The 23,431-nt window shown below is 58.2% G+C and carries 22 protein-coding genes and 1 pseudogene; 7 read left to right on the top strand and 16 right to left on the bottom strand.

The features are described 5' to 3' along the window. Nucleotides 1-16: 16 nt before the first annotated feature. The 3 genes from MWU49_RS05960 to MWU49_RS05950 form a co-directional block, all read right to left on the bottom strand. Entirely contained in the window at nucleotides 17-766 is a 750-nt protein-coding gene (locus tag MWU49_RS05960) for a TorF family putative porin (RefSeq protein WP_246969395.1), read from the bottom strand. Nucleotides 767-983: 217 nt separating this feature from the next. Then, a complete protein-coding gene (locus MWU49_RS05955) occupies nucleotides 984-1,460 on the bottom strand; it encodes a hypothetical protein (RefSeq protein WP_246969392.1) in 477 nt (158 codons plus the stop codon). Nucleotides 1,461-1,573: 113 nt separating this feature from the next. Beyond that, the gene (locus MWU49_RS05950) at nucleotides 1,574-2,620 is read right to left on the bottom strand and encodes a M14 family zinc carboxypeptidase (RefSeq protein WP_246969389.1); all 1,047 of its coding nucleotides are present in this window, start codon (nucleotides 2,618-2,620) and stop codon (nucleotides 1,574-1,576) included. A gap of 520 nt (nucleotides 2,621-3,140) precedes the next feature. Here MWU49_RS05950 and MWU49_RS05945 point away from each other — a divergent pair. Next, on the top strand, nucleotides 3,141-3,896 hold the full coding sequence (locus MWU49_RS05945) for a hypothetical protein (protein ID WP_246970741.1): 756 nt from the start codon (nucleotides 3,141-3,143) through the stop codon (nucleotides 3,894-3,896). On the opposite strand, the pseudogene MWU49_RS05940 reads toward MWU49_RS05945, so the two are convergent. Then, a pseudogene (locus MWU49_RS05940) lies at nucleotides 3,844-4,077 on the bottom strand (methyltransferase); the annotation flags it as partial. The gene MWU49_RS05945 and the pseudogene MWU49_RS05940 sit on opposite strands and share 53 nt — an antisense overlap. A gap of 450 nt (nucleotides 4,078-4,527) precedes the next feature. On the opposite strand from MWU49_RS05940, the gene MWU49_RS05935 reads away from it, so the two are divergent. Beyond that, nucleotides 4,528-5,994: a PhoH family protein gene (locus MWU49_RS05935; RefSeq protein ID WP_246969387.1), complete on the top strand. Its 1,467-nt coding sequence runs from the start codon at nucleotides 4,528-4,530 to the stop codon at nucleotides 5,992-5,994. Between the two features lie 150 nt (nucleotides 5,995-6,144). Here MWU49_RS05935 and MWU49_RS05930 read toward each other — a convergent pair whose 3' ends face one another. Then, nucleotides 6,145-7,155 (bottom strand): hypothetical protein, encoded by a 1,011-nt coding sequence (locus tag MWU49_RS05930; RefSeq protein WP_246969385.1) that lies wholly within the window; start codon nucleotides 7,153-7,155, stop codon nucleotides 6,145-6,147. 148 nt (nucleotides 7,156-7,303) lie between these two features. Here MWU49_RS05930 and MWU49_RS05925 point away from each other — a divergent pair, with 148 nt between their 5' ends. Beyond that, on the top strand, nucleotides 7,304-7,987 hold the full coding sequence (locus MWU49_RS05925) for an OmpW family outer membrane protein (protein WP_246969383.1): 684 nt from the start codon (nucleotides 7,304-7,306) through the stop codon (nucleotides 7,985-7,987). A gap of 409 nt (nucleotides 7,988-8,396) precedes the next feature. Here MWU49_RS05925 and glpE read toward each other — a convergent pair whose 3' ends face one another. After that, entirely contained in the window at nucleotides 8,397-8,717 is a 321-nt protein-coding gene (gene glpE / locus MWU49_RS05920; RefSeq protein WP_246969381.1) for a thiosulfate sulfurtransferase GlpE, read from the bottom strand. Further along, the gene (gene rhlB, locus MWU49_RS05915) at nucleotides 8,710-9,948 is read right to left on the bottom strand and encodes an ATP-dependent RNA helicase RhlB (RefSeq protein ID WP_246969379.1); all 1,239 of its coding nucleotides are present in this window, start codon (nucleotides 9,946-9,948) and stop codon (nucleotides 8,710-8,712) included. The genes glpE and rhlB overlap by 8 nt, the downstream gene beginning before the upstream one ends. 165 nt (nucleotides 9,949-10,113) lie before the next feature. Between rhlB and MWU49_RS05910 the strand changes: the two genes are divergently transcribed. Beyond that, nucleotides 10,114-10,380 carry a DUF1145 domain-containing protein gene (locus MWU49_RS05910; protein ID WP_246969377.1) on the top strand — a complete coding sequence of 89 codons (267 nt, stop codon included), beginning with the start codon at nucleotides 10,114-10,116 and terminating at the stop codon, nucleotides 10,378-10,380. A gap of 47 nt (nucleotides 10,381-10,427) precedes the next feature. On the opposite strand, the gene MWU49_RS05905 is transcribed toward MWU49_RS05910, so the two are convergent. The 4 genes from MWU49_RS05905 to MWU49_RS05890 all read right to left on the bottom strand — a co-directional run bounded on the left by MWU49_RS05905 (nucleotide 10,428) and on the right by MWU49_RS05890 (nucleotide 13,680). Next, nucleotides 10,428-11,015: a DUF938 domain-containing protein gene (locus tag MWU49_RS05905; protein WP_246969374.1), complete on the bottom strand. Its 588-nt coding sequence runs from the start codon at nucleotides 11,013-11,015 to the stop codon at nucleotides 10,428-10,430. Between the two features lie 4 nt (nucleotides 11,016-11,019). Beyond that, nucleotides 11,020-11,856, bottom strand: coding sequence for an SDR family NAD(P)-dependent oxidoreductase (locus tag MWU49_RS05900; protein ID WP_246969369.1), 837 nt, complete (start codon nucleotides 11,854-11,856; stop codon nucleotides 11,020-11,022). A 225-nt stretch (nucleotides 11,857-12,081) separates the two neighbouring features. Then, nucleotides 12,082-12,828 (bottom strand): lysophospholipid acyltransferase family protein, encoded by a 747-nt coding sequence (locus MWU49_RS05895; protein WP_246969366.1) that lies wholly within the window; start codon nucleotides 12,826-12,828, stop codon nucleotides 12,082-12,084. 126 nt (nucleotides 12,829-12,954) lie between these two features. Further along, nucleotides 12,955-13,680, bottom strand: coding sequence for an START domain-containing protein (locus MWU49_RS05890; protein WP_246969363.1), 726 nt, complete (start codon nucleotides 13,678-13,680; stop codon nucleotides 12,955-12,957). Nucleotides 13,681-13,992: 312 nt separating this feature from the next. Here MWU49_RS05890 and MWU49_RS05885 point away from each other — a divergent pair, with 312 nt between their 5' ends. Together MWU49_RS05885 and MWU49_RS05880 are read left to right on the top strand one after the other, a co-directional pair. Further along, complete coding sequence (locus MWU49_RS05885; RefSeq protein ID WP_246969359.1) at nucleotides 13,993-15,291, top strand: sialidase family protein; 1,299 nt, start codon at nucleotides 13,993-13,995, stop codon at nucleotides 15,289-15,291. Further along, complete coding sequence (locus tag MWU49_RS05880) at nucleotides 15,281-15,910, top strand: hypothetical protein (protein WP_246969356.1); 630 nt, start codon at nucleotides 15,281-15,283, stop codon at nucleotides 15,908-15,910. Before MWU49_RS05885 ends, MWU49_RS05880 begins: the two co-directional genes overlap by 11 nt. On the opposite strand, the gene MWU49_RS05875 is transcribed toward MWU49_RS05880, so the two are convergent. Together MWU49_RS05875 and MWU49_RS17770 are read right to left on the bottom strand one after the other, a co-directional pair. Continuing rightward, entirely contained in the window at nucleotides 15,859-17,391 is a 1,533-nt protein-coding gene (locus tag MWU49_RS05875) for a sodium:solute symporter (protein WP_246969353.1), read from the bottom strand. The genes MWU49_RS05880 and MWU49_RS05875 overlap by 52 nt on opposite strands. Before the next feature lie 75 nt (nucleotides 17,392-17,466). Beyond that, nucleotides 17,467-18,072 (bottom strand): cold shock domain-containing protein, encoded by a 606-nt coding sequence (locus MWU49_RS17770; protein WP_281502096.1) that lies wholly within the window; start codon nucleotides 18,070-18,072, stop codon nucleotides 17,467-17,469. Nucleotides 18,073-18,257: 185 nt separating this feature from the next. On the opposite strand from MWU49_RS17770, the gene MWU49_RS05865 reads away from it, so the two are divergent. Next, entirely contained in the window at nucleotides 18,258-19,301 is a 1,044-nt protein-coding gene (locus MWU49_RS05865; protein WP_246969351.1) for a GNAT family N-acetyltransferase, read from the top strand. Between the two features lie 794 nt (nucleotides 19,302-20,095). On the opposite strand, the gene MWU49_RS05860 is transcribed toward MWU49_RS05865, so the two are convergent. From MWU49_RS05860 to MWU49_RS05850, 3 genes are all read right to left on the bottom strand, one after another. Then, nucleotides 20,096-20,461, bottom strand: a complete 366-nt coding sequence (locus tag MWU49_RS05860; RefSeq protein WP_246969349.1) for a hypothetical protein — start codon at nucleotides 20,459-20,461, stop codon at nucleotides 20,096-20,098. A gap of 195 nt (nucleotides 20,462-20,656) precedes the next feature. Beyond that, nucleotides 20,657-22,564 (bottom strand): M48 family metallopeptidase, encoded by a 1,908-nt coding sequence (locus MWU49_RS05855; RefSeq protein WP_246969347.1) that lies wholly within the window; start codon nucleotides 22,562-22,564, stop codon nucleotides 20,657-20,659. A gap of 12 nt (nucleotides 22,565-22,576) precedes the next feature. Then, on the bottom strand, nucleotides 22,577-23,164 hold the full coding sequence (locus MWU49_RS05850; protein WP_246969345.1) for a LemA family protein: 588 nt from the start codon (nucleotides 23,162-23,164) through the stop codon (nucleotides 22,577-22,579). Nucleotides 23,165-23,431 lie beyond the last annotated feature (267 nt).

The following is a 23,431-nucleotide window of genomic DNA, read 5'->3' as shown; positions in this document are numbered from 1 at the left end:
GCCGCCCGGGTGTGACTTAGATGGCGAAGCTGTAAGACACAACGAACAGGGTATCGTCGTCGATGTCATCAGAATCGGCTTCCGGGTCACAGACGTCGGTAACACCGTCGTAGAAATCACCGTTGTTCAGGGCACAATCATCGGCAGCAACGATCTTGGACACAGTGAAGCTCAGCTCGTCGGTCAGGGCGTAGCTCAGATCAACGTGGGTGTAGTTGGTGTCAGAAGCTTCGTTGTCCCAGGTGCCGACGGTCACACCGTACTTGTCGTAGCTGTAACCCAGAGTGAAGTAGTTGCTCTCGTTATCGGGTGCTTTACCGATTACCAGATCATTCTCGTCATAGATTTGGCCGTGACCAATTTCACCTACACCGATGTAGGCAGTAGCGGTCAGACCGGCGAACCCAATGCTACCAATCACTTCTTCCAGGTCGCTGTCAGTGTCGTTCGGGTAGTTGTAATCCCAGTAGGAGATGTCGAAGCTAACGCCGCCTACTTCTGCACCGTAACCGGCGTACAGATCGTACTCGGTGGTGTCAGTTTCAGAGCTGCCCCATACGCCTGCGTACAGGCCGCTGGCGTGGCTGTAATCCAGGCTACCGGCAACCTGTGCACCACCGTTGGAGATGTCCAGACCACGCCAGAAGTACATGTTGGAGATGCCCAGACTACCGCTGATTTCAGCAGCGGCCATGGACGGCAGTGCAACAGCAGCGGCAACAGCGGAAGCCAGAACGGCTTTCTTCAGACCAAATACGTTTTTCATGTGCAACCCTCTTAACAAGTCTAATTTGTTCAATGTGCGCTGGTGGCGCACCGCCTATCAGGCTCGCAAGAGATAATGCATTCCCCGTGCCAGTTTTTAAAAGTTATTTAAAAACAATTGGTTATGGTGTTTTGGGGAAAAAGACAGGAAGGTGACAAGGGGGTGGGATTTGTATTGGTGCCCCGATATTGGGCGGGGCACCAATTTGGTGCCATTGTTAGGGGCATTGCCAGTCAATTTGTACGGCGTCGGCAGACTGTCCCTCGCTGTCAGTGATTGCCAGGCCACACTGATCCGCAGAGTAGTTGAAGTCCGCCTTGTAGCTTTCACCCGCCACGGCTTCAAACTGCAGGGCAATCTTGCAGCGATCCCTGCGGCTGCTGTTGGTGTCCTTCTGGTTGTAGATGACGCCAACCCGGGCCTGTGATGATGGCGCTATTTTCGTGGTCACTGTGGGGCTTTTCTTCAGTGTTTGCATGAGATCGTTCATGGCATCGCCACCCATGGGCGTTCTCGCCAGCGAGAATTCGGTTGGCTGGAAACCTTTGCCCGGCACACAAACTACCGGTTGCGCCGGGGTGCCATTGGTAGTGAAGGTGATTTTTGCGGTGTCTTCGCCATAGGGGGGCTGGTAGCTGAGGTGCTGGCAGCCTGCCAGAGCAATAGCAAAAGAGGCGAGGGCAAGGTATTTCATCGAGTGTGTGTTCCTTGAGGTTGATCGTCATTGGAGTATGAACATGGGGGCCTGTCGACCCTGAATAGTGCCAATGATTACAGGAATGCAAGAGAAGCGCCAAATCGGTGCAACTAGTCCTGGGGCGGGAACCAGAATTGAATGGCTTCCCGGGTCAGGTGTTTGCGCTCTCCCGGAGAAGGTAGCCAGTTGCCCGCATTGGCGGTCATGCCGGTGAGGAACTCGAACAGGGGCAAGTGTTGGCGCAGTACCCGGTGGTGGCGGTGGGAAATGACCGGATTGAAGTAACCGAAGAAATCCAGCATCTGTCTGGGATTCTTGCGCACCCACAGCCAGGAACCCATTTCCAGGGTGAAGGGCAGGAAGGTGTGTTCCGGTACCCGCTCCTGGGCTTCGTCGTAGAGGTAGTCCCACAGGTCCCCATGGGTAGTGTAGTTGATCGACTGGGGTTCGATCAGATAGGGGTGATGATGAGGGTAGGTGGTCTCGAATACCTGTTTCAGGCGAAACACCTCGCCAATGTGAGGTATCGGGCGATGGCTGCGCGCATAGCAGCACCAGATCCGGTCCCGGCGACCAAAGCCGCTGTGGCAGTCGATGCTCATGGAAAAAGGCGCCGGAAACAGCTTTTCCTGTACCACCCGGATCATGGCCCGGGCTTCCGGTTCCATGGGGGCGCCGCTCTTGCCCCGGTACCAGGGCAGGTGGCGGCTGATACGGTGGCCGCCGACCAGAAAGGGCACCTTGCCCATGGCATCAATGGGGGCATTGCGCATCAGGTCCACGCCATTGGGATTGCTGCGGGTGCGATTCCAGATGCCGCCGGGGTTGATCATCGGCATGAACACCAGCCGCACCTGCTCCAGACGGCGATGCAGCTGATCATCCCATTGCAGCCGGTGGATCAGACTGTGCAGCCAGGACATCAGCACCTGACTGCCAATGCGCTCTACTCCATGCACGCCACCGAAGAAGCCAATTACCGGCACCCGTGGTGAAGTGGAACCCATCTCGATGACCTTCACCGGCAATGACAATTCCCCCATTGGAACTTCATGCACCGTGTTTACCCGCAGATGTCGTTCACCTTCACGAATCAAGGCCTCCAGATCCAGCATTTCCGGAAGATGGCGTTGCAGCAGATAAAGGCGGTCTTCCATAGGCGGGGCAGGGCAGGAGCAGAATGTGTCGGAGAGGTTACTGCAGGGAGGTAACAGAAATGTGACGGCAGGCAGCCTGTAAACTCCCTCCCGCAAATCTACGGAGCGGCTGTAGGAGCGAGCCTGCTCGCGATCCGAGCCTAAGCGAGGTAAAGATTCCAGAGCCTCAATTGGATTTCAGAGGCTCCCCAGGATTCCAGAAGCGAGTTACGAGAAGCGAGTTTCGAAAATCAAAAGACAGCAACCAAGCACGAGATTTGAGGGTTTTGTCTTTCGAAACTCGCTTCTCGTAACTCGAAACTCATTCCTCGCCTAGGCTCGGATCGCGAGCAGGCCCGTTATTCGCTTCGCTCACCCCTTCGGGGCCGCACACCGTGCGTTACTCCGCTGCGCTACGTTCCTGTAGCGGCTCCGTCAGGCTCGTGTTGTTCACCAAACCGTGATGTTGCTGTCAGCGATCTGTCACTCCGCAGGCATAGCGTGCTTGTCAGGATTGATCAGAAAGTCAGGAATGTCTGTGATGACTCTGCCTGTGGATTCTGCTTTTCCCCTGCGCACCGGTGACATTGTGTTGTTCTCCGGGCGCGGTGTAACCAGTGAGGTGATACGGGTCTTTACCCGCAGCCCCTGGAGCCATATCGGCATGGTGGTGTTCTTGCCCGGAAGTCGGGAGCCGCTGGTGCTGGAGTCGACCACCCTGGGCGAGTCGGCGGATGTCCGTCTGGGCAAGCCGGTAGCCGGAGTATCCCTGGTCTCCCTGGCCAGCAAGCTTGCCGATTATGAGGGTTCCGTGGTGGTGCGCCGCCGACATGGGCCGGACCTGAGCGAGAATCAGGAACGGCTGCTGCATCGCCTGGTGCGTCGCTTGATGCACCGACCCTACAAGAACTATGTCCTGTGCAATGCCATCGATGTCCTGACCTGCTTCCAGCGCAAGCCGGATCAGCGCGGCTGGTTCTGTTCCGAGCTGGTGGCCGAGCTGTATCGCAGGCTTGGCTGGCTACCCAGGGATACCCGGGCCAGTACCCTGGTGCCCGGCCACTTTGGCTCCCGACATATGCGCTTGCAGAACGGCAAACTGGGGCAGCTGGAATGGCTCAAACTAGGGCCGGGCTCTGAACGTATCAGATCCAGCGTCGGGTGCGGCGGCAGTAGTCATGCCATTGCTCACCGAACTTCTGCGCATGGAATGCCTCTTCCGCGGCAATTACATGGGTATGGATCACCCATACCACCGGAATCTGCATCAGCAGCATGCCAACGCTGTGCTGGCTGAGTGCCATGGCCGTAGCCAGACAGGTGAAGCCCAGATAGATGGGGTTGCGACTGAGCGCGAACACGCCGTTGGTCAGCAGGGTGCTGGCAGCGCGGTGGGGCATCAGGGTGGTTTTTGCCAGCCGTAGCTGGATCACCGCAGACAGCACCAGCAGGGCGCCAATCACGGCCAGCGCCAGCATCAACCAGATGTCACCGGTAAAACCGATGGCGGGAAAGGTGATGGCGCGGTCCAGGCCGTAGCCCATCAAAAGGCCGCCGAGATAGAGCGCGGGCGGAGGCATCATCACCTGGGGATGTTCATGGGACATGGCGCATTCTTGGTTAGCAAGTGGGAACGTCAGTGTAGCGAAGACCGCCTGCGGACAGAATGGGTGAACAATGGCCAGCGAAAAAGTTTTCAGGAGTAACTATTGATCGATTCAAAAAAATTGGGTTATGGTAATTCCAATCCCGCCAATGCGGGGGTGATCGCGATCAAAAGCTGTAACAGCTGAATGCAACTGAACCGCCAAAAGGCTTAAAACCAGGGCGGCAAGGGGCAGGCGTCACTCTCGCTCTCAGAACTGACACCCGGCTTCCTGTCGCCAAACCAACGCAACCGTACCGTTTGAACGGCACAGGGGATACGCATGGAAGAGCGCGCGGCCAGACTCCACACCCTTTCCATCAACCACCACGCGAGCGCCAGTCAGAACGACAGCACCATCGAGCAAGAACAGAAAAAAACCTACGTCATCGATACCAACGTCCTGATTCATGATCCCAACTCCCTGCTGAACTTTGAAGAACACCGTGTGGTGATACCCATGACGGTGCTGGAAGAACTGGACAAGCTGAAAAGCGGAAAGTCGCATACCGCGGCAGATTGCCGGGCGGCCATTCGCCAGATCGACAAGGTGCTGGGTCATTGCACCCCGGAGCAGGTAGAAGCGGGTATCCCTATTCCGCGCGGCCCGGATAACTCCACCCAGGGCACCCTCACGGTACTGATGGCCAGCACCGACGAAGTGAAGACCCCTCTGCCAGATCATCTTAACGACAACCGCATCATCAACGATGTAGTAGCCATGAAAGCCAATGCGCCGGATGAGCGCTTCATCCTGGTCACCAAGGACATCAATATGCGCCTCAAGGCGCGGGCCTGTGGCATCGAGTCAGAGGATTATCACAATGATCAGCTGGTCACCGATATCAAGCAGCTGACCCGCGGCTATTTCGAGGTGCCGGGATCATTCTGGGATCAGGTCACCCAGGTGGAAACCGAGCAGGATGGTGCCGATACCCTGCATTATCTATCCCACGGTTTGCTGGTAAGCGAAATTCTTGGCGAAGAGGTCTATCCCAACCAGTACATCATTGATGAGCAGGGTTTTGTCGGTCGTGTCATGAGCATCGACAACGGCGTAGTGACCCTGAAACACTACAAGGCAGACAGCATGCTGGAACAGGAGGCATGGGGGTTGAAACCCATGAATATCCAGCAGGCCATCGCCCTGCAGTTGTTGCTGGATCCGGATGTGCATCTGGTCAATCTCACCGGCGCAGCCGGTTCAGGGAAAACCATTCTTGCCCTGGCGGCCGCCATCGAAATGACGGTGGAGCAGAAGCGCTTCAACAAGATTATCGCAACCCGTTCCACGCCGCCGCTGGCGGAAGATCATGGTTTCCTGCCGGGTACCGAAGAGGAGAAGATGGACCCCTGGCTGGGGGCCATCAATGACAATATCGAGGCCCTGCACCTGAACGATGAGAACCCCTCCGGCAGTATTCAGTATGTGAAGGAAAGGGCCAACATCCAGTTCAAGGCAATGAACTACATCCGCGGCCGCAGCTTCCAGAAATCCCTGATCCTGATCGATGAAAGCCAGAACCTGACGCCACATCAGATGAAGGCAATCATCACCCGGGCAGGGGAAGGCTCCAAGGTGGTGTGTCTTGGCAACCTGGCACAGATCGACACCCCCTACCTGTCACCCACGAGCTCCGGCCTCACCTACATGACCGAACGCTTCAAGCGTTTTGTCCATGGCGGTTCGGTGCAGCTCAATGGTGTGCCACGGTCGTTGTTGGCGGAGTATGCGGAGTCGTTCCTCTAGTTAACAGTTAATAGTGAACAGTTAACAGCGACGCGAATCTGCATTGTAGCTTTCTGAAAGCAAAGAGGCCGCGCCCATAACCTGGGCGCGGCCTCTTGCGTTGGAGAAAAGAAAAAATCTGACGCGTGTTTCGCTGTTAACTGTTCACTATTAACTGTTAACTGACTCCACCGCCTTCTTGCACGCCTCCGACCCGTAAAAGTCATCCAGCGACCATTCAATAAACGAATCCAGTACGCCTTGCTTCACCAGCACCGTGGCACCGTTGGCGAGGGCCGGGGTGGTGATTTCCTTGAGCTTGTCCTCGCTGATCTGCATGCCGGCAAGAACGTCTGCAAGGCTCATTTTGCCCAGCGCATCCACGGCTGCCTTGATGCCGACCTTGATCAGGTTGCGGGTGTATTCCAGTCGGGCGCTTTCGTCGCCGATCTGGCAGCCCTGTTCCACCAGATCCTTGACCGTGCCGTTGGGGATCTGGGCAAGATATTCGGCTGGCTTGAGCGGGGATACGCGCTGGTAACCATCGCGGGCCAGTTGTTCGATGCGCTCATTGGTAAGCTGCTTGTTTAGCCATTGCTCGCCGGTCTTCAGGGTCTCACGAATATTCTTTTGCAGATAACCGCGGATGGATTCTTCCATGCCACCCATGGCCTTGCCGACCACGCTCTTGCGGCCCATTTTCATGACGCTGCTGACGCCGGGGAGTTTGGCCAGCGCGTTTTCTTCCAGCAGGAAATTCTTGATGCCGGTGTACAGCATCTCGCTGACCATCTCGCTCACCAGAGGGTGATTCATGCCGGCGTGGATGGCTTTTTCACGCAGCGTTTTCAGCTGCAGGGATTTTTCCAGTACCGCCTCAAAGTGTTCTTCGCTGAGCAGTTGGCCCACCGTGGCATCGTCCTGTTCGGCGGCTTTGAGTACCGCTTCCGTCGTGTGGACGATGACATCCTGCAGCCCCTGCGCGCTATTGGCTTCCAGTACCCACTGCTCGACGACCTGGCTGAGACTGTCGCTGTCCACCAGTTTGCCGATAGGGGTTTTACCGAGGCTGGCACTGATCTGGGTCAGGATCGCCTGCCAGTGATCAGGATTTTGCAATTGCTGGGTGAGATGGTTCTTGTGGGCGTCGCGCAGGGCGCTAATCAGTTCGGAAGACGACATGATGACAAGCCTCGTTTTTATTGATTCAGAGCAATGCTCGTTGTTGCGTCGAGTTGTTCAATGGCTGCGTAGTTTGAACGTTGACCATGTTGCCCGGCAACCGGGCTGCGGTCATTGACAGTATATTGCGTTATCCGAGGGGATCTGTATGCAACTGCGAGGACAAGTGAAAGGGGCGCTACTGCTAACCGGTATGTTGGTGGGGAGTCCGGTACTGGCTCATCAGGCAGGGGACTTTATCGTCCGTGCTGGTGCCATCAATGTGGATCCCGATGTGAGCAGTGAGCGATTCGATCCGGCGCTGCCAGCGGTGGGTGGCCTGGGTGTGGATGTGGAAGATGACACCCAGTTGGGGCTGACCTTTGCGTATATGGTCACCGATTCCATCGGGGTGGAACTGGTAGGTGCCACGCCGTTTACCCATGACATCATTCTCGATGTGCCTGGCAAGGGCATCGCGGTGGGCGAAACCAGCCATTTGCCGCCGACGGTGCTGGCGCAATTCTATGCGCCGGAAATTGGCCCGGTGCGCCCCTATGTCGGAGTGGGTCTTAACTACACCATCTTCTTTGATGACAGCATCGACGATGCGGTGGTCAGCCCGCTGCTGGGTGGTGCGGATGCGGATGTGAAGCTGAGCAATTCCCTTGGCGTGGCCTGGGAAGTGGGAGCGGATATCGCGCTGAATGACAAATGGCTGGTGAACCTGAGCGCCTGGCAGATCGACATCGACACGGAAGCACGTCTCTATGTGAATGATGTGCGGGTGGACAAGATCGACGTGGAGCTGGATCCCTGGGCGTACATGATCGGTGTTGGGTACCGGTTTTAGCTACGCCTGATGCTGGACGCCTGAAGCCAGACGCAGGGACGCGTGCCTGGCTGCGCCTCCCTCGCGGCCATTCTACGAAGCCGCTGTAGGAACGTAGCGCAGCGGAGTAACGCACGGAGTGCGGCCCCGAAGGGGGAGCGAAGCGAATAACTTGCCTGCAAGCGATCCGAGCTCAGGCGAGGTAATGAGTTTCGAGTCGCGAGAAGCGAGTTTTGAAAGGCAGAACCCTAACCCGGACCCAGGTTTTAGATTTTCGAAACTCGGTACTCGAAACTCGCTTCTGGAATTCATACCTCGCTTAGGCTCGGATCGCGGTCGAACGACCGCTCCTACAGCGGGGTATAGCGAGTGTTTTACCGACGCAAAAAGGCCCGCCCGGGTTACCGGGCGGGCCTTTTTGCGTCAGGCGTCAGGCGTCAGGCAGTTCCAGCGTTTCCGGGAACTGCAGTTTGAACACCTCATAGCCGCCGTCCATGCTGACGGCCTGGTATCCTTTTTCCATGAGGAAGTCTGCCGCGCCCTGGCTGCTGTGGCCGTGGTAGCAGTAGACCACCAGCGGGCGTGTCGGGTCGGTATCGGCCAGAAACTGGTCCAGGTTGGCGTTGCTCAGGTGCGCTGCCCCGCGCAGATGACCGGCGGCAAAGCTGTGCGGATCACGAACATCCACAAACAGGGCATCGCCGGCATCGAGACGGGCCTTGGCTTCCACCGGGCTGATCCGTTCAGGCATTGCTGGTTTCCTTTTCCTGCAGCAGATCGGCAGGGGGATATTCGCATTCCAGTTTCATGCTGATGGCATTTTCCAGTTCCGGCAGCAGGAACGCATCATCTTCGCAGGCGAAGCTGATCGACATGCCGCTGGCGCCGGCCCGGCCGGTACGGCCGATGCGGTGCACGTAATCTTCCGGGTCTTCCGGCAGGTTGTAGTTCACTACATGGGAAACGCCGTCAATATGGATGCCGCGCCCGGCCACGTCAGTGGCGATCAACACCTGCAGATCGCCGGAGCGGAACCGCTCGAGGGTCTTCATGCGCTGGTTCTGGGGCACATCGCCGGAAATCATCGAGACCTTCAACCCTTTCTTGTGCAGGCGGTCGTTGATGCGGCGGGTAATGTCGCGACGGTTGGCAAACACGATGACCTTGTCCATGTTCATGCCGGTGATCAGGTTGTACAGCAACTTGAACTTGTCGTCGGTGTTGGTGATATAGACTTTCTGCTCAACCCGCTCGGTGGTGACCTGTGCCGGTTCGATTTCCACCACTTCGGCATCTTCGGTCCAACGGCGGGCCAGGTTCATCACGTCTTCATTGAAGGTGGCAGAGAACAGCTGGGTCTGTCGGTACTTGCTTTTCGGGGTCATGCCGACGATGCGTTTCACGTCCGGGATAAAGCCCATGTCCAGCATGCGGTCGGCTTCATCCAGTACCAGGAATTCCACCCGATCCAGCCACAGGTCGCGACGCTTGGCGAAATCCAGCAGACGCCCCGGGGTGGCTACCAGAATATCGATCTCACGCTTTTGCAGACGTTCCTGCTGGCGGTTGAAGTTCATCCCGCCGACCACACTCATCACCTGCAGGTCAGTGTATTTGGTCAGACCCTTGGCATCCTTCTCGATCTGCATGGCCAGCTCCCGGGTAGGGGCGACGATCAGGGCGCGGGGTTCCCCTGCATAGCGGGGCACATCCAGCGGGTTCTTCAGCAGATCGTTGATCACGGTGAGCAGGAAGGCGGCGGTCTTGCCGGTGCCGGTCTGGGCACGGCCAATAGCGTCGGCGCCGGCCAGCGTGTGCTCGAGCACTTCGGCCTGGATGGGGGTGCAGTACTGGAAGCCCAGGTCGGCGATACCGCGCATCAGGCGCAGATCCAGATCGAAATCGTGAAAGCGGCGTTCGCCGTCTTTTTCAGGAACCTGGAACTGATCCAGGCTCCAGGCATTTGCCTTGTCTTTTTGCATGTATTCGCTCAGTCTGAATGCAAGTGGTTAGTGCCTTGCCGCGACGGTGGGCAGGGCGGGCGTTCAGGGCTTCAGGGTGATATTTGTGTTTTTCAGGGCACCCGGGCCACGCCTCAACCACGCATTGTAGAAAAAATAGCCAGCGCTGTCAGAGGATCTTTAGCGATGAACATCCTTCGTGGAGGCATTGTAGTGTTTTGGCTGGGGGTACTGTTAGCCATTTTCATGGATTTACCGGCCCCATTTGATCGCTTGCTGCTGATGGCGGGGGCGGTGATTGCGATTTTGCACCTGCTGGAGCTGATCGGATTTGCCGTCTGGATCCGCCGCCACGGCGTATTCCACTGGCGCGATGTACTGATGGTGATGCTGTTCGGGGTGCTGTACCTCAAGCCCAGAATGCACGCGGTGCGCAACGCAGCTCGACTGTAGGGCCAATTGTTGGCGTCAGGCTTCTGGCGTCTTGCGTCAGGCGTGCCTCACTCAAACACCAGCATCATGTTGTTGGCGGGCAGGTCGTACTCGCCGATCATTCGACGGCCATGGCGGGCAAATTCTTCCTCGATCCACTCCTTGTCACGAATGCCCCTTAGCGGGTCGATATCTTTCAGCCATGATTCAAATGCCGCATTGGAGTCGCTGGTATAGCGACCGTTGATCCGGAACGGGCCATAAATCAGAAACCGGCCATTTGGAGTCAGATGGCGGCAGCCTTCCTCGATGCAACTTGTCACCAGTTCCCGGGACATGATGTGGAAGGTGTTGGCGGTGTACAGGTAATCAAAACGTTGATCCGGCCAGGTGCGGCCCACATCCAGCACGATCGGCGCGAGTGCCTTGCTGTCGGGCTCTTCCAGCCACTGGCGCACCACCGGCAGATTTTCCGCCACATCGGAGGGTTGCCAGGTCAGGTGAGGGAGCTGGCCGGACAGCCAGGCAGCATGCTGCCCGGTGCCGGCACCAATCTCCAGCAGCGTCCCGGGTGCCTGACAGTGCTCACGGAGCACGCTCAGGATGGGGCCCTTGTTGTTCTCGCAGGCCTGGGAAAAAGGACGCTCACTGATCATCGGATTACTTGCTCATGTATTTCTGGCCAAGGGCGATCAGCTTCTGGTAGCTGGTGGGCAGCAGGCGCTGCATGGTGTCCACCGCCACGGCATCGGAGCCGATCAGAACCCGGCGTTTGTTGCCACGCACACCCTTGAGAATGGTGCTGGCGGCTTCTTCCGGGGTGGTGCGGAACAGTTTTTCGAAGTCCTGGATAGACTTGTCCTTGTCGGCACCGGTGATGCGCTCAACACCATCGGTCATGCGCGCCGCCTTGGCAATGTTGGTCTTGATGCCGCCGGGGTGTACCGAGGTACAGGACACCGGGCTGCCTTCCATTTCCAGTTCGATACGCAGGGATTCGGTAAAGCCACGCACGGCAAATTTGGCTGCGTTGTAGGCTGACTGGGTGGGAATGCCCACCAGACCGAAGATGGAAGAGATGTTGATGATATGTCCTTCACCGGCTTGCTTCAGGTAGGGCAGGAAGGCCTTGGTGCCGTACACCACGCCCCAGAAGTTGATGTTCATCAGCCATTCGAAGTCTTCGTACTTCATGTCTTCCACAGTGGCGCCCAAGGCAACACCGGCGTTGTTGAAGATCATGTTGGCATAGCCAAAGTGGTTTACCACATCGTCGGCAAAATCATAGAACGCCTGACGGTCGGCCACGTCCAGTACCCGGGTCATCAAGCGGTCCTGAGCCAGGCCGAGATCGGCAGCGGTCTTCTTGAGGCCGGCTTCATTGATATCGGACAGGGCCAGCTTGGCGCCGGAGGCAGCCAGTTCCTGGGCCAGGGCACGACCGATGCCGGAGCCGGCACCGGTGATCACGGCAACTTTATCTTTGAAATTCTTCATGATGACTCCTTGATCCTGTCCCGAAAGGAGACGGGATATCGGTTCGAGTTGCAAGCTGAACCTTGCTGATGGCCGCTGCGGATTTATCAGCGGCAAAGGGGGATCAGCTTTGACTTGGCAAGGAGTGTAGACACTTTGTCACTGCAGAATGGGCCAATACCGCAGTGCATAACCGGGGCGGGATGACAGTAACGCCGGCGAGCGCCGGCGCTGGAGATATTCCGTTCAGGCCAGGGCTTCGGGGCAGGGCTGGGCCAGTGGTGCGGCGATGGCGTCACGGCTCAATTCCATCAGCCGTTGTACTTCGCCATCGTCATGGCTCGTCACAGGCAGAGGGGCGTGCAGGGTCAGGGTGGCCTGGTGGCCCGGCTGCAGGCGGATGGTGCCGGGCGCAAGAATGTCCCATGTTCCGGTCAGGGTCACAGGCAGTACTGGTAGCTGCAGCTCCTGGGCCATTTTGAAGGCGCCCTTCTTGAACGGCTTGAGCTGACCATCGCGGCTACGGGTGCCCTCCGGAAAGAACAGTACACTGGCACCATTGCTCAGTCTGGCCCGGGCCTCATTAAGGCTGGCGATGGCGGCATGCTTGTCGGACCGGTTGATAAAGATGTGGCCGAGTTTCTCGCAGCAGATGCCAATGATCGGGACCTTGCGCAGCTCATGTTTCATGACCCAGCGGAAATCCATGCCCAGATATCCATAAAGTACAAAGATATCAAACTGGCTCAGGTGGTTGGCCACGATCACATAGCTCTGCCCGGGTTGCAGGTTGTGGCGCCCATAGATATCCACGCGTACCCCGCTGTAGAGCAGGCAGAGTCTGGCCCAGGGCACAGCGCTGTAGCGCGCCACGCGGTCGGCGGGCAAAAAAGGAACCAGTGCCAGACAGATCAGCCCGCAGACCAGAGTGGTCGCGGCCATCAGAGGCACAAAAACCAGCCAGCTATAGAGGAAGAACAGCATCCGGGACATGACGGCCCTCTCCGTTTACCAGTGACGCGCTATGGTAACGGAGGTCTGGCCGAATATGACAGGGTGATAATCACTTTGTTACGTTTCAGGGACGCCCGCCCCTGCCGGGTGTAACCGGAGGGTTGTTCAGCTGTTGTTCTGGCTGGCCACGCTGGTCTTGTTGTCCGGGTGACCGGGGCCGTGCAGATCTGGCAGATAGTCGAAGTACTGGTTCTGGTACTCCGGCTTGCGGATTACCCGGCGCAGGCGCTCCAGCGTAAAGTAGGGGGCGTCACGCAGCAGGATATTGGCGATCCAGGCGGGGATATAACCGCCTGGATCGAGGATGACTTCATAGGTCATTTCCACCTGGTCATTGCCAAGGCGTACAAACCCCAGTTTGCCCCACATTTCCGGGAAACGGATGTAGTCATTATTTGGTGGCAGCGCGTCGGGCTGGTTGATCAGCTCGATCATTACTGACTGCTCTTCTTCGTTCAGGGTTTGGTGAACGTCGGCGCGGAGCACGGCTTCCCGGTCGGCCAGAGGCCAGGGCAGCTGTGTGGTGAAGCGCAGGCTACGATCCAGAGGGTCCCTGCGGTCGAATTCTTCGGCGCTGTCGATGAAATGCAGCCACTTGGGGATGGAGGGGTAATCGTTGAGAACCGCCACCAGGGCAAACTCGTCCTTCAGTTCGAAGCGGGTGACGCCACGAAAGGTTTTCAGACGCGATTCATCCCGATGCTTCATATACACCTGGATCTCATTGCGATCGCTGACCAGTTTCCAGTCTGGATCCTTTTCGTCGGCAATTGCCGGGGAAAGCAGCAGCACAAACAGAAGTGCCAACCCGAATCGTAGCGCTCGTTCCATGGTCGGGAGGGATATCCTTAATGTTATTTTTGGCATATCAACTGCAATCATTATGACACCAATCATCAGGGTATGAACATATTGTGATCACATTTGGATACAGAGGTTTACCGGTTCAGATAGCCGGTTCCTATCCAGAGGTTCAACGGCAGGCAAATTTGTGAACGCTGCAATACGGGTGGCGTCCGGTTGTGATAACGCGCAGAAATGACTTCAGGGTCAGGGTGATTTAATGCGTAAGCGGACTGACCTGACCCCCGTTTTCATGGACAATAGGCCACTCGATAAACACTCTGTTCTGTAGACACAAGAATGAACCGTTTTTTTCATTTGTTGGTGGGGGCCGCGCTTGTGGCTGGCTATTTCGCGTCGGCGCCTGCACACCTCTGGGAGCCCGCTCCCGTTTTTGAAGTGCCGACAGCGGGAACGTCGCCCGGCCATGATCAATGGCAGCTACGCTTTGCTTCGGACGCCGATACCCCTCTGGTGCATGCGCCAGCCATGGTGGAATTGCCGGATGGCCGGCTGCGCGCTTTCTGGTTTGCCGGTTCTCGTGAAGGGGCGCCGGACGTGAATATTCACAGCGCGCTCTTCGATCCCGCCAGTGCCGCCTGGAGCGATGAAACCGTGGTGGTTACCCGTGAGCAGATCAGTGATGGCTGGGGCCGTCATGTGCGCAAGCTGGGTAATGCCGTGCCGGTGCTGGATGATGATGGCCGCATGCGCCTGTTTGTGGTGGCGGTGAGTTTTGGTGGCTGGGCCGCCAGCCGGCTGGTGGTGCTGGAGTCCGTTGACCAGGGCGCCAGCTGGACCTTCAACAAGCCCCTGGTGACATCTCCACTGCTCAATATCAGTACCCTGGTGAAAACCCCGCCGGTGCGTTATAGCGATGGCTCCATCGGCCTGCCTGTTTATCATGAATTGATTGGCAAGTTTGGTGAAATCCTGCGCCTGGATCAGGATAGCCAGATACTGGGCAAGGCTCGCATCGGTCATGGGCGCAAGGCGATTCAGCCGCTGGTACTGGTGGACTCCGAACAGAACGCGGTGGCGTTTCTGCGTAACGAAAACGAGCCCAACAATGGTTATCTCTATCAGAGCGCCAGTGTCGACGGTGGCTGGCAGTGGCAGGAGCTGAGTTATTCCCCGCTGGAAAATCCCAGTGCGGCCCTGGGCGGCGTAGTGATGGGGGAGGGCGACTGGCTGGTGGTGGCGAACTGTAATCGTCAAGAGCGCGATGACCTGTGTGTGCGGGAAACCCGGGATGGCGGTGCAAATTGGCAGACGCGCTGGGTGTTGCATGATCGCGAACAATGGCGCGGAGAGCGCCTGTCCAAAGAAGACTTTGCTTCACTGATCAAGGAAGAAATGACAGTGGGCGGGGCGCCGGAAGATCCTGTCCTGCTGCAGGAAAGAGTGATCCATAACAAGTGTGATGATCGCCACGGTTGCCGTTTTCAGTACGATTACCCGTACATGCTGCGCACCCGTAATGGCGACCTGCACATCCTTTATACCTGGAACAAGAGCGCCATCCGTCATGCCTGGCTGAAAGCCGCTGACGACGCCCCGGAGCGGTCTGCCGAAGGAGGCGCAGAGAATGACCATTGATCTGTTGATTGCGGCGCTGGTGCTGGTGGCCGTACAGCTGCGTATTTCTGCGGCCATGTTGTCAAAACCGGCGCGGATGGTGTTGGCGCTGGTGGTGTTCGTGTGGGCATTGCTGCCTTACCCGTGGGGGCCGGCGGCCTGGGTACTCAGCTACCTGGCCAGCTTCAGTGTGGCTTCCGGTTTGCTGGCGGTGCTGGCAATCAAGCATCGTATTACCGGAATCTACTGGCTGCCGGTGAATCAGCTGCGCGGTGCCTGTGTGCTGTTGGTGGTGCTGGCATTGTGGTTCTATCCCACCAGCATGGGCTCCACCTATATGGACCCCTATGCACTGGGCTATGGCAACTTCACTTTCAGTACTTCGCTACTGTTGGTGGGGCTGCTGGCGTGGGTGCTGCGCGCCTATGCCTCCTGCCTGATTCTGGTGGCGGCACAGCTAGCCTTCCATTTCGATCTGCTGGCCAGTGATAACCTGTGGGACTACCTGCTGGATCCCTGGCTGGTATTCTGGGCGGCAGGCTGGCTGATCCGGGATCGCCTGTTGCGATCCCGTGATCAGGACGGGAGTCAGTCAGCTGTGGCCGCCGAGGAGGCAGGCCACAGCGACGCGGCGAAGTAACCCACCGCAAACATCAGCAGGTTGCCGATCAGACCGGTGTAGTAGAGATCGAAGGGGGCACTGAGCGCATCCGGCAGTAGCCCCTTGTTGGTGAGCACCGTCCAGCCGGTGAATACCAGGGTGCAGCCAATGCCGCACCAGGCGGCCCGCGCATCCCCGCGCTGGCTGAAGAAACCCAGCAGATACAGACCCAGCATCCCGCCGCCCAGCAGGGAGACCAGGATCGTGGAGGTGTCCTGCAGGGTTTTGGTTTCGGCATTATTCAGCCACAGGGCTCCACCAATCATGAACACGGTCACGGCCACTGCGATACCCCAGGCGACACGCAGGTAATGGCGGTCGTCCCGGCCGGGACGCAGGTGGCGGCGATACAGATCTACCACGCTCACGGTGGTGACCGAGTTGATGCTGGAGTCCAGCGAACTCATGGCAGCAGCCAGGGCCGCGGCGATCACCAGCCCGGCAACCCCGGCCGGCAGGTAGCCGGTTATGAAATGCGGCATCAGGGTTTCGGCACGGGCCTCGCCTTGCAGAATGGCGCTGGCCTGCACGTCCGGATAGACCTGGAAAAATACCCACAGTGCGGTGCCAAGGAACATGTAGAAGGCCCAGATCGGCAGGGCGGTAAACAGGTACACCCACAGGCCGCGTCTTGCTTCCTTTGTAGACTGGGAGGCGCAGTAGCGCTGTACGGTGTTCTGATTGCTGGAGTACTCGGTGAGCCAGTTGGTCAGGCCGATCAACAGCATCATGGTGGCGGTCTTCTCGCTCAGGGAGAAGGACCAGGAGGTCTCCCCCGGGGCACCGTTTTCCCAGGGCGCCAGGGCAAACTTGCCAGCATTGCCGGCCAGCTCGAAGATCTGGTCGAGTCCGCCGGGCAGGGCCTGCAGAATAACCCACAGACACACCACGCCACCCAGCAACAGAATCACGGTCTGCAGCACGTCGGTCCAGATCACCGCATCAATCCCGCCGATCACCGTGTACAGCCCCACAAAGAGCCCGCCGAGAATGATGGCGGTGGTGGGCGACGCGCCGGTGACTTCCTGAATCAGCAAGGACAATAGCCACAGGATCATGGCCAGCCGCACCAGCTGGGCGACCAGAAAGGCGATTGCCCCATACACCCGTACGGAGGGGCCGTAGCGCATTTCCAGAAACTCGTAGGCACTGGTCATGTTGCCGCGGCGGAAGAATGGCAGGAACACGAACGCGGCCACCAGCATGGCCGGCAGCAGCGCCAGATTGGGCAGGTAGCGCAGCCAGTCGGTCTTGAAGGCATCTGCCGGGTAAGCGAGAAAGGTGATGGAGCTGATGGAGGTACCCACCAGGGACAGGCCGATCACCCAGCCACGAAAGCGGCGACCGCCCACGAAGTATTCTTCGGTGCTGGTGTTTTTCCGGGAAAAATAGATGCCGATGCCCAGTACCACACACAGGTAGCCGGCCAGAACGATCCAGTCTGCGATTGCCAGTTTCATTGTTGTTATTCCGGTTCAGGCAACAGGGCAGGCAACACGCCAACGCGTGCAGCATGTTGCGTGCCGCGTGATGCGTTACTGCTCGATATAAACGTTGTCGGCCTGTTCGCCGCGATCCGACATGCGGGTATCAAAACGCACCTTGGTGCCGGTGCGCAGGCTGCGACGGCCACCGTTCTGCACCGCCTTGAAATGAACAAATAGCTCCTCGCCCTTGTCGGTGAGGATAAAGCCGAAGCCTTTGTTGGGGTTGAACCATTTCACTTCGCCGCGCTGCTGGCCATTGCCACCGGGGAGCGGCAGGGGCAGATTGGCGGGGGCGAGTTTGCCAAACGGGATCAGCGGCAGTACGTAAAGCACGGTGGGGATCCACATCCACCACTGGTCACCGAATACCCGCGAACCATGGCTGGCTACCAGGCCGGCCAGGTAAAAGAACACCGCCACGTGCAGTGCAATGCGTTCGTTGCTGCCGCGCAGGCAGACCAGGTTGACGGCCGCTGCCAGCAGCAGACCCAGGCCGGTTTGCTGACTGTGCACATTGGAAATTTGTACAAAGGCCAGATTTTCGTGAATGGTGACAATGGCCATTTCCGGAGCGAACAGCAGCCAGGCTCCGGGAATGGCGAGCAACAGTGTCGCAACGGCATAAAAGGCCGTTAAAGGTTTGGAGACATTCATGGATTTGACGTTACCTTGTAGAGATTGAGTGTTAAATAAACGTGCTGTTAAAACCTGCCGGGAATGAGGCAGGATTGCCCGGGTGGCGCGGTAAACGGCAACAAACATGCCTGAAATGCGCCCGGTACGACCGTGCAATGCGCGCATTGTACCCAAGCCGGTGCGGAAACTCATGTGGAGTCACTTTGAGCGATTACCCCTTTCTCAATGAACGCTTTCTGACCGCGCTGGAGAGCAGTGGTGCGGTGACCGCCGAGCGCGGCTGGCGGCCCTGCCATATCGAGCTGGAAAATGGCTGGATGCCCCTTTATCTGCGCAGCCATTCCCGTGGTGAATACGTGTTCGATTACAGCTGGGCCGATGCCTACCAGCGCCATGGCCTGGCGTATTACCCCAAGCTGGTGACCTCCATTCCGTTTACTCCGGTCACCGGACCGCGCTGGCGAGGCGCACCTGACCCGCAGCAGTTGTGGCAGGCTATTGAGGGGCGTCTGGCGCAGACCGGTGCCAGCGGTTGGCATCTGCTGTTCCCGGATCAGCAATGTCGTGAGGCGCTAGTGGAGTTGCCCCTGATTTCTCGTCAGGCCTGCCATTTCCGCTGGTTTAACCGGGAATATGTCGACTTCGATGATTACCTGGCCCGCTTCCAGTCGCGCAAGCGCAAGAACCTGCGCAAGGAACGTCAGCGCGTAACAGAGCAGGGTGTCACGGTGCAGCGCCTTGCTGGCCCGGCGGTGAGTGCGGAACAGTGGCGGCTGTTTTATCAGTGTTATGCCAGTACTTATCTCAAGCGGGGCCAGTTTCCCTACCTGGATGAGGCCTTTTTTCTGCAGCTGGCGGAGACCATGGCGCGCCAAATCATGCTGGTGCTGGCCTTCCGGGGTGAGCAGCCGCTGGCGGCAGCGCTGTATTTCCAGGATGCGGAACAGCTCTATGGGCGTTACTGGGGGTGTCTGGAAGAGGTGGACGGGCTGCACTTCGAACTTTGCTATTACCAGGGGATCGAGCATGCCATTGAGGCGGGGTTGCAGGTGTTTGATCCCGGCGTACAGGGTGAGCACAAGATCCTGCGAGGCTTCGAGCCGGTCATCACCTGGTCCCTTCACTATCTTCGCGAACCCGGGTTCCATCGCGCCATCGCCGATTTCTGTCGCGAAGAGGCCGATCATGTGCAGCGCTACCGGGAGGAGGCGATGACGTTATTGCCGTTCAGGAAGGATGGGGGGTGATTAGCTACGAGCTACGAGCTACGAGCTACAAGCTACAAGCTACAAGCTATGCTTGATTGGATTAAGAAAGGCCGACAAGTTCCCAGGTTTTCGGCTTTTCTACGAAGCCGCTGTAGGAGCCTGCTTGCAGGCGATCCGAGGCTAAGCGCAGCGGATAACACATCTCGAGGGCGAACCTGCGGTGAAAGTGGCAGTTGCCTGGCAGGTTAAAGCTGGCCTGCAGTTTCATCGCACCGGTAAAGGTGTTTGTCCTCGCCGGACGGGCCCAAAGGGGTGTAACGCGACACCCCTCTGGACTCCCCCGCGCCCCGACTCCGTTCGACCCGCTCCGCGGGCACACTCCGGTACTAACACACTTTTTGGGGATCTGGCGGACGCAAAAAAGACTCGCTCCGCTCAGACAGGTTTTTTGCTCTACGCCGCCAGATCCTTCCGTTCCTCGACTGACTCTAACGGGGCAAGGTAGATGGTGCCGTGCTGATGACATTGGCGTTCTAGTATCGCGCAAACGCAGAAGGTTGCTGTAGGAGCGAGCCTGCTCGCGATCCGAGCCTTGGCGAGGTAAGAAAGTTTCGAGTTACGAGAAGCGAGTTTCGAAAGGCAAAACCGGATGCATGGAGAGCGGTTTGGGGTTTGAGTTTCGAGAAGGGATTCTGGAATCCATACCTCGCTTAGGCTCGGATCGCTTGCAGGCAAGCTCCTACAAAGAGACGCAGCACGCTTCACGCAACAAGCAACACGCCAGGGGCTTGCTGGTCCGAAGTGTTTACCGACGCGAAAAGGCGTCAGGCGTCCTACGCCGCTACCTGCTCGTCGCGGTGGTAGAGAATCGACATGGTGACCAGGTCGCAGGGGTCGGCCTGGGGGTGTTCCGGGGATTTGGGGCCGAGGGCGCCGGTGACGTCGTCCATTTCGCTGGCCTGGGGATCGTTCAGATCGGCAATGAACTCCCACACCCGGCCATCGCGATCCACAAGGGTGCCAGTATAGATGCTGTCGTCGAACAGGCAGACACTGGAGAACACCGTGCTTTCCAGATCCAGGCCCCGCTCCCGGAACCACCGGGTCAGTGACGGATCCAGGTCGCCATTGCGAACCTGGCGCGTGAGGTAGTCCACGGCAGCCCAGGCATTCCGTGTGCTGGCTTTGTTGAGTTCCATATCCGCTTACCTTGTTCTTGTGGCTGACACCAGTATGCCCCTTAGCCCAATCCGGATCCGGGGGCAGAGAGGCCAAAATATCCCGGAGTTGCAGGGCTATTCTGCGTGTACCTGTGTGCCAGGCTTATAGGCAGATGCTGAAATCAGTGTAAGCCATGTCTTAATTGTGAAGCGTGTTCATGGTCCTATTTGCGACTAACGGCGGTCAAAAAGCGGTGGAAGGGGGCATTCCAGCAGACTGGACAAGGCACGAACCAGTTCTTTTTCGGCGGTTTTCAGGGTGCCATCTGCCAGCGCCAGATCCACCGCACAGTCCACCACCGGGCCTTTGAGAAGTGGCGACAGATCGGCAAGGCGGTCCACGGCAAGGAACAGCTTGTCGCTGCTGCAATGGCTAAGGGGCAACAGGCTGCGCCCGGCGGGGAGCAGGCTGCCGGCGTACTGCCGGAACAGGGCTTCGGCGCTATCGCCTTTGGCGCCGCTGGCCCAGACCAGCACGGAGAACAATTGCTGCAACTCCTGGGCAACAGCGCCCAGGCGATGGAAGCGGGTGTGGCGATTTCGGCCGGCCTTGTCGTCCAGCTGCTGTCGGGCCAGTGCCATCAGGGTCCATTCAAACAGGCTGAAGTGTTGGTCCGCATTGCACAGGTTTTCCAGCTCTTTCAGGAACTGGACACGCTGGTCTGTCGGCAGGCTCTTCAGGCTGGGCAGGGCCATGTCGATCAGGGGGAGCCGGGTCTCCGCGCCCAGTGCCGATAGTGTCTGAATCAGTGTCTGCAGATCAGCAGAATCCGCTAACCCGCATTTGGCCAGTTGGGCTGCACCGTCGTACTGGCTGCGCGCCAGAACCAGGGCGAACAGAAGCTGCTGTGCCCCTTCCGGTGTGTGGGCCTGCTGGCGCACGGTGTCGGGCAGGCCTCCCAGCAGTTGCCGGGCATAGTCCATGTCACTCTGTTGAACCGTGCCCACCTGTTGTGATGGTACAGAAGCTGCGTTGGCCGTGGTGGGGCCTCCGGCGGCAAAGCCGGCGGTCCCTTCCGCTGCGGCTGGGCCCGACTGCGCGCTGGCTGGAGTTGAAGGCTGCTGTCTGGCGCGGGCCCGTGCGCGGGCCACCCATTCCGGACCGAGGGCGTCCAGACGCTCATCCAGTGACGGGTGGGTGGCCAGCCATTGCTTGAGCTTCATGGGGACGGAGGGCGCAAAGCACATGTGGCTCATGTCTTCGGCATGCCGGGAGGCCAGATAGGAGCCACCATCGTTGCGGATATGAATCAGGGCGCCCGCCAGCCCGGCGGGGTTGCGGGTGAATTGCACTGCTGAGGCATCGGCCAGCAACTCGCGCTGACGGCTGATGGCGGCCTTGATCAGGCGACCAAAGAACAGGCCCACATAACCAATCACGATCAGCGCCAGGCCCAGAGCCGGCAGGCCATTATTCTTGCTGTTACGGGAAGAATAGGAACGGTAGGAGCGACGATTACTGTGCAGCAGGTATTCACCTACCTTGCCCACGGCAAGGATACCCGCCAGCACGGCGACCATGCGCAGGTTGATACGGATATCCGAGTTGAGAATATGGCTGAATTCATGACCGATCACCGCCTGCAGTTCATCGCGGGAAAAGCGGTCCAGGCTGCCGCGGGTTACCGCAATGATGGCTTCGGAAGGACGAAAGCCGGCCGCAAAGGCGTTGATGGTGTGTTCATTATCCATCACATACACCTGCGGTACGGCAATGCCGGAAGCGATACTCATCTCTTCCACCACGTTGAGTAGTTGCCGCTCGGCGTTGTCTTTGGTGGAAGCATTGATCAGGCGTCCACCCAGCATTTCTGCCAGGGCGCTGCCGCCCTTGCGCAGTTGCCAGCTTTTCATCAGGCAGCCAACCAGGATGACCGCGAGGGTAATCAGGGCGCTCCAGTAAACCACCGGGTTAAGCAGTATGGAGCCATGTTGTGGATACAGCACGATATCGGAGAACCCGAGCAGGAGCACCACGGCGCCGGTGACACTGGCCACCACGGCAATGATGGCCAGACAGAAGTAGAGTACCAGCAGGCCAGTACGCCGTTTGGCTTTCTGTTGTTGCTGAAAAAAATCCATGGTCAGCGTGGCTTAAAAGCTGACTTTGGTGGCCTGCCGTGCGGCTTCGTTTTCAATCTGCAGCAACTGGGCTTCCTTGAAGCTGCCAAACAGCCCGCCGATGAAGTTCTGCGGGAACTGCTCCCGGTAGGTGTTGTAGTTCATGACCGCGTCGTTGAAGGCCTGACGGGCGAAACCGATACGGTTTTCCGTGCTGGTCAGCTCTTCCATCAGCTGGGACATGGTCTCGTTGGCTTTCAGGTCCGGGTAGTTTTCACTCAGGGCGAAGAAGTTGGCCAGTGAACCAGACAGCAGGGACTCTGCCTTGCCCAGGCGTGCCACGGCGGCCCCGTCATCCGGTGCGGCGGCGGCGGCTTTCTGGGCGCTGACGGCCTGATTACGTGCCTCGATCACCTGGGTAAGGGTTTCCTTCTCATGGCTCATGTAGGCCTTGGCGGTTTCCACCAGGTTGGGGATCAGATCATGACGGCGCTGCAGCTGTACATCAATCTGTGCAAAGCCGTTCTTGAAACGGTTCTTCAGGGCGATCAGACGGTTATAAACGGCAATGATGTAAACGATGATGGCGACGATAACGCCCAAAAAGATCAGCATGCCCATGCGGGTAATCCTTCCCCAAGCGAAAAATGTTGTGCATATAAGCTACTGCAAAAGTACGAATGGGGAAAGGTGGTTCTGCGTTGCTAAGCCGGGGGCATTCAGCACTTTTCAGGGGGTGTAGGTATGGCCGAGCCTCAAGGGAAGCAATTTCGAGTTGCGGGNCCCCAAGCGAAAAATGTTGTGCATATAAGCTACTGCAAAAGTACGAATGGGGAAAGGTGGTTCTGCGTTGCTAAGCCGGGGGCATTCAGCACTTTTCAGGGGGTG

It is taken from the genome of Alcanivorax sp. S6407 (assembly GCF_023016115.1).
Classification (GTDB): domain Bacteria; phylum Pseudomonadota; class Gammaproteobacteria; order Pseudomonadales; family Alcanivoracaceae; genus Alcanivorax.
Note: the sequence above shows the minus strand (reverse complement) of the source record. Positions and strands in the feature narration are given on the sequence as shown.

Bases quoted from the DNA above. Each gene is read 5' to 3' on its own strand.
- MWU49_RS05960 (WP_246969395.1), bottom strand. From the start codon at position 766: ATGAAAAACGTATTTGGTCTGAAGAAAGCCGTTCTGGCTTCCGCTGTT.
- MWU49_RS05955 (WP_246969392.1), bottom strand. From the start codon at position 1,460: ATGAAATACCTTGCCCTCGCCTCTTTTGCTATTGCTCTGGCAGGCTGC.
- MWU49_RS05950 (WP_246969389.1), bottom strand. From the start codon at position 2,620: ATGGAAGACCGCCTTTATCTGCTGCAACGCCATCTTCCGGAAATGCTG.
- MWU49_RS05945 (WP_246970741.1), top strand. From the start codon at position 3,141: ATGACTCTGCCTGTGGATTCTGCTTTTCCCCTGCGCACCGGTGACATT.
- MWU49_RS05935 (WP_246969387.1), top strand. From the start codon at position 4,528: ATGGAAGAGCGCGCGGCCAGACTCCACACCCTTTCCATCAACCACCAC.
- MWU49_RS05930 (WP_246969385.1), bottom strand. From the start codon at position 7,155: ATGTCGTCTTCCGAACTGATTAGCGCCCTGCGCGACGCCCACAAGAAC.
- MWU49_RS05925 (WP_246969383.1), top strand. From the start codon at position 7,304: ATGCAACTGCGAGGACAAGTGAAAGGGGCGCTACTGCTAACCGGTATG.
- glpE (WP_246969381.1), bottom strand. From the start codon at position 8,717: ATGCCTGAACGGATCAGCCCGGTGGAAGCCAAGGCCCGTCTCGATGCC.
- rhlB (WP_246969379.1), bottom strand. From the start codon at position 9,948: ATGCAAAAAGACAAGGCAAATGCCTGGAGCCTGGATCAGTTCCAGGTT.
- MWU49_RS05910 (WP_246969377.1), top strand. From the start codon at position 10,114: ATGAACATCCTTCGTGGAGGCATTGTAGTGTTTTGGCTGGGGGTACTG.
- MWU49_RS05905 (WP_246969374.1), bottom strand. From the start codon at position 11,015: ATGATCAGTGAGCGTCCTTTTTCCCAGGCCTGCGAGAACAACAAGGGC.
- MWU49_RS05900 (WP_246969369.1), bottom strand. From the start codon at position 11,856: ATGAAGAATTTCAAAGATAAAGTTGCCGTGATCACCGGTGCCGGCTCC.
- MWU49_RS05895 (WP_246969366.1), bottom strand. From the start codon at position 12,828: ATGTCCCGGATGCTGTTCTTCCTCTATAGCTGGCTGGTTTTTGTGCCT.
- MWU49_RS05890 (WP_246969363.1), bottom strand. From the start codon at position 13,680: ATGGAACGAGCGCTACGATTCGGGTTGGCACTTCTGTTTGTGCTGCTG.
- MWU49_RS05885 (WP_246969359.1), top strand. From the start codon at position 13,993: ATGAACCGTTTTTTTCATTTGTTGGTGGGGGCCGCGCTTGTGGCTGGC.
- MWU49_RS05880 (WP_246969356.1), top strand. From the start codon at position 15,281: ATGACCATTGATCTGTTGATTGCGGCGCTGGTGCTGGTGGCCGTACAG.
- MWU49_RS05875 (WP_246969353.1), bottom strand. From the start codon at position 17,391: ATGAAACTGGCAATCGCAGACTGGATCGTTCTGGCCGGCTACCTGTGT.
- MWU49_RS17770 (WP_281502096.1), bottom strand. From the start codon at position 18,072: ATGAATGTCTCCAAACCTTTAACGGCCTTTTATGCCGTTGCGACACTG.
- MWU49_RS05860 (WP_246969349.1), bottom strand. From the start codon at position 20,461: ATGGAACTCAACAAAGCCAGCACACGGAATGCCTGGGCTGCCGTGGAC.
- MWU49_RS05855 (WP_246969347.1), bottom strand. From the start codon at position 22,564: ATGGATTTTTTTCAGCAACAACAGAAAGCCAAACGGCGTACTGGCCTG.
- MWU49_RS05850 (WP_246969345.1), bottom strand. From the start codon at position 23,164: ATGGGCATGCTGATCTTTTTGGGCGTTATCGTCGCCATCATCGTTTAC.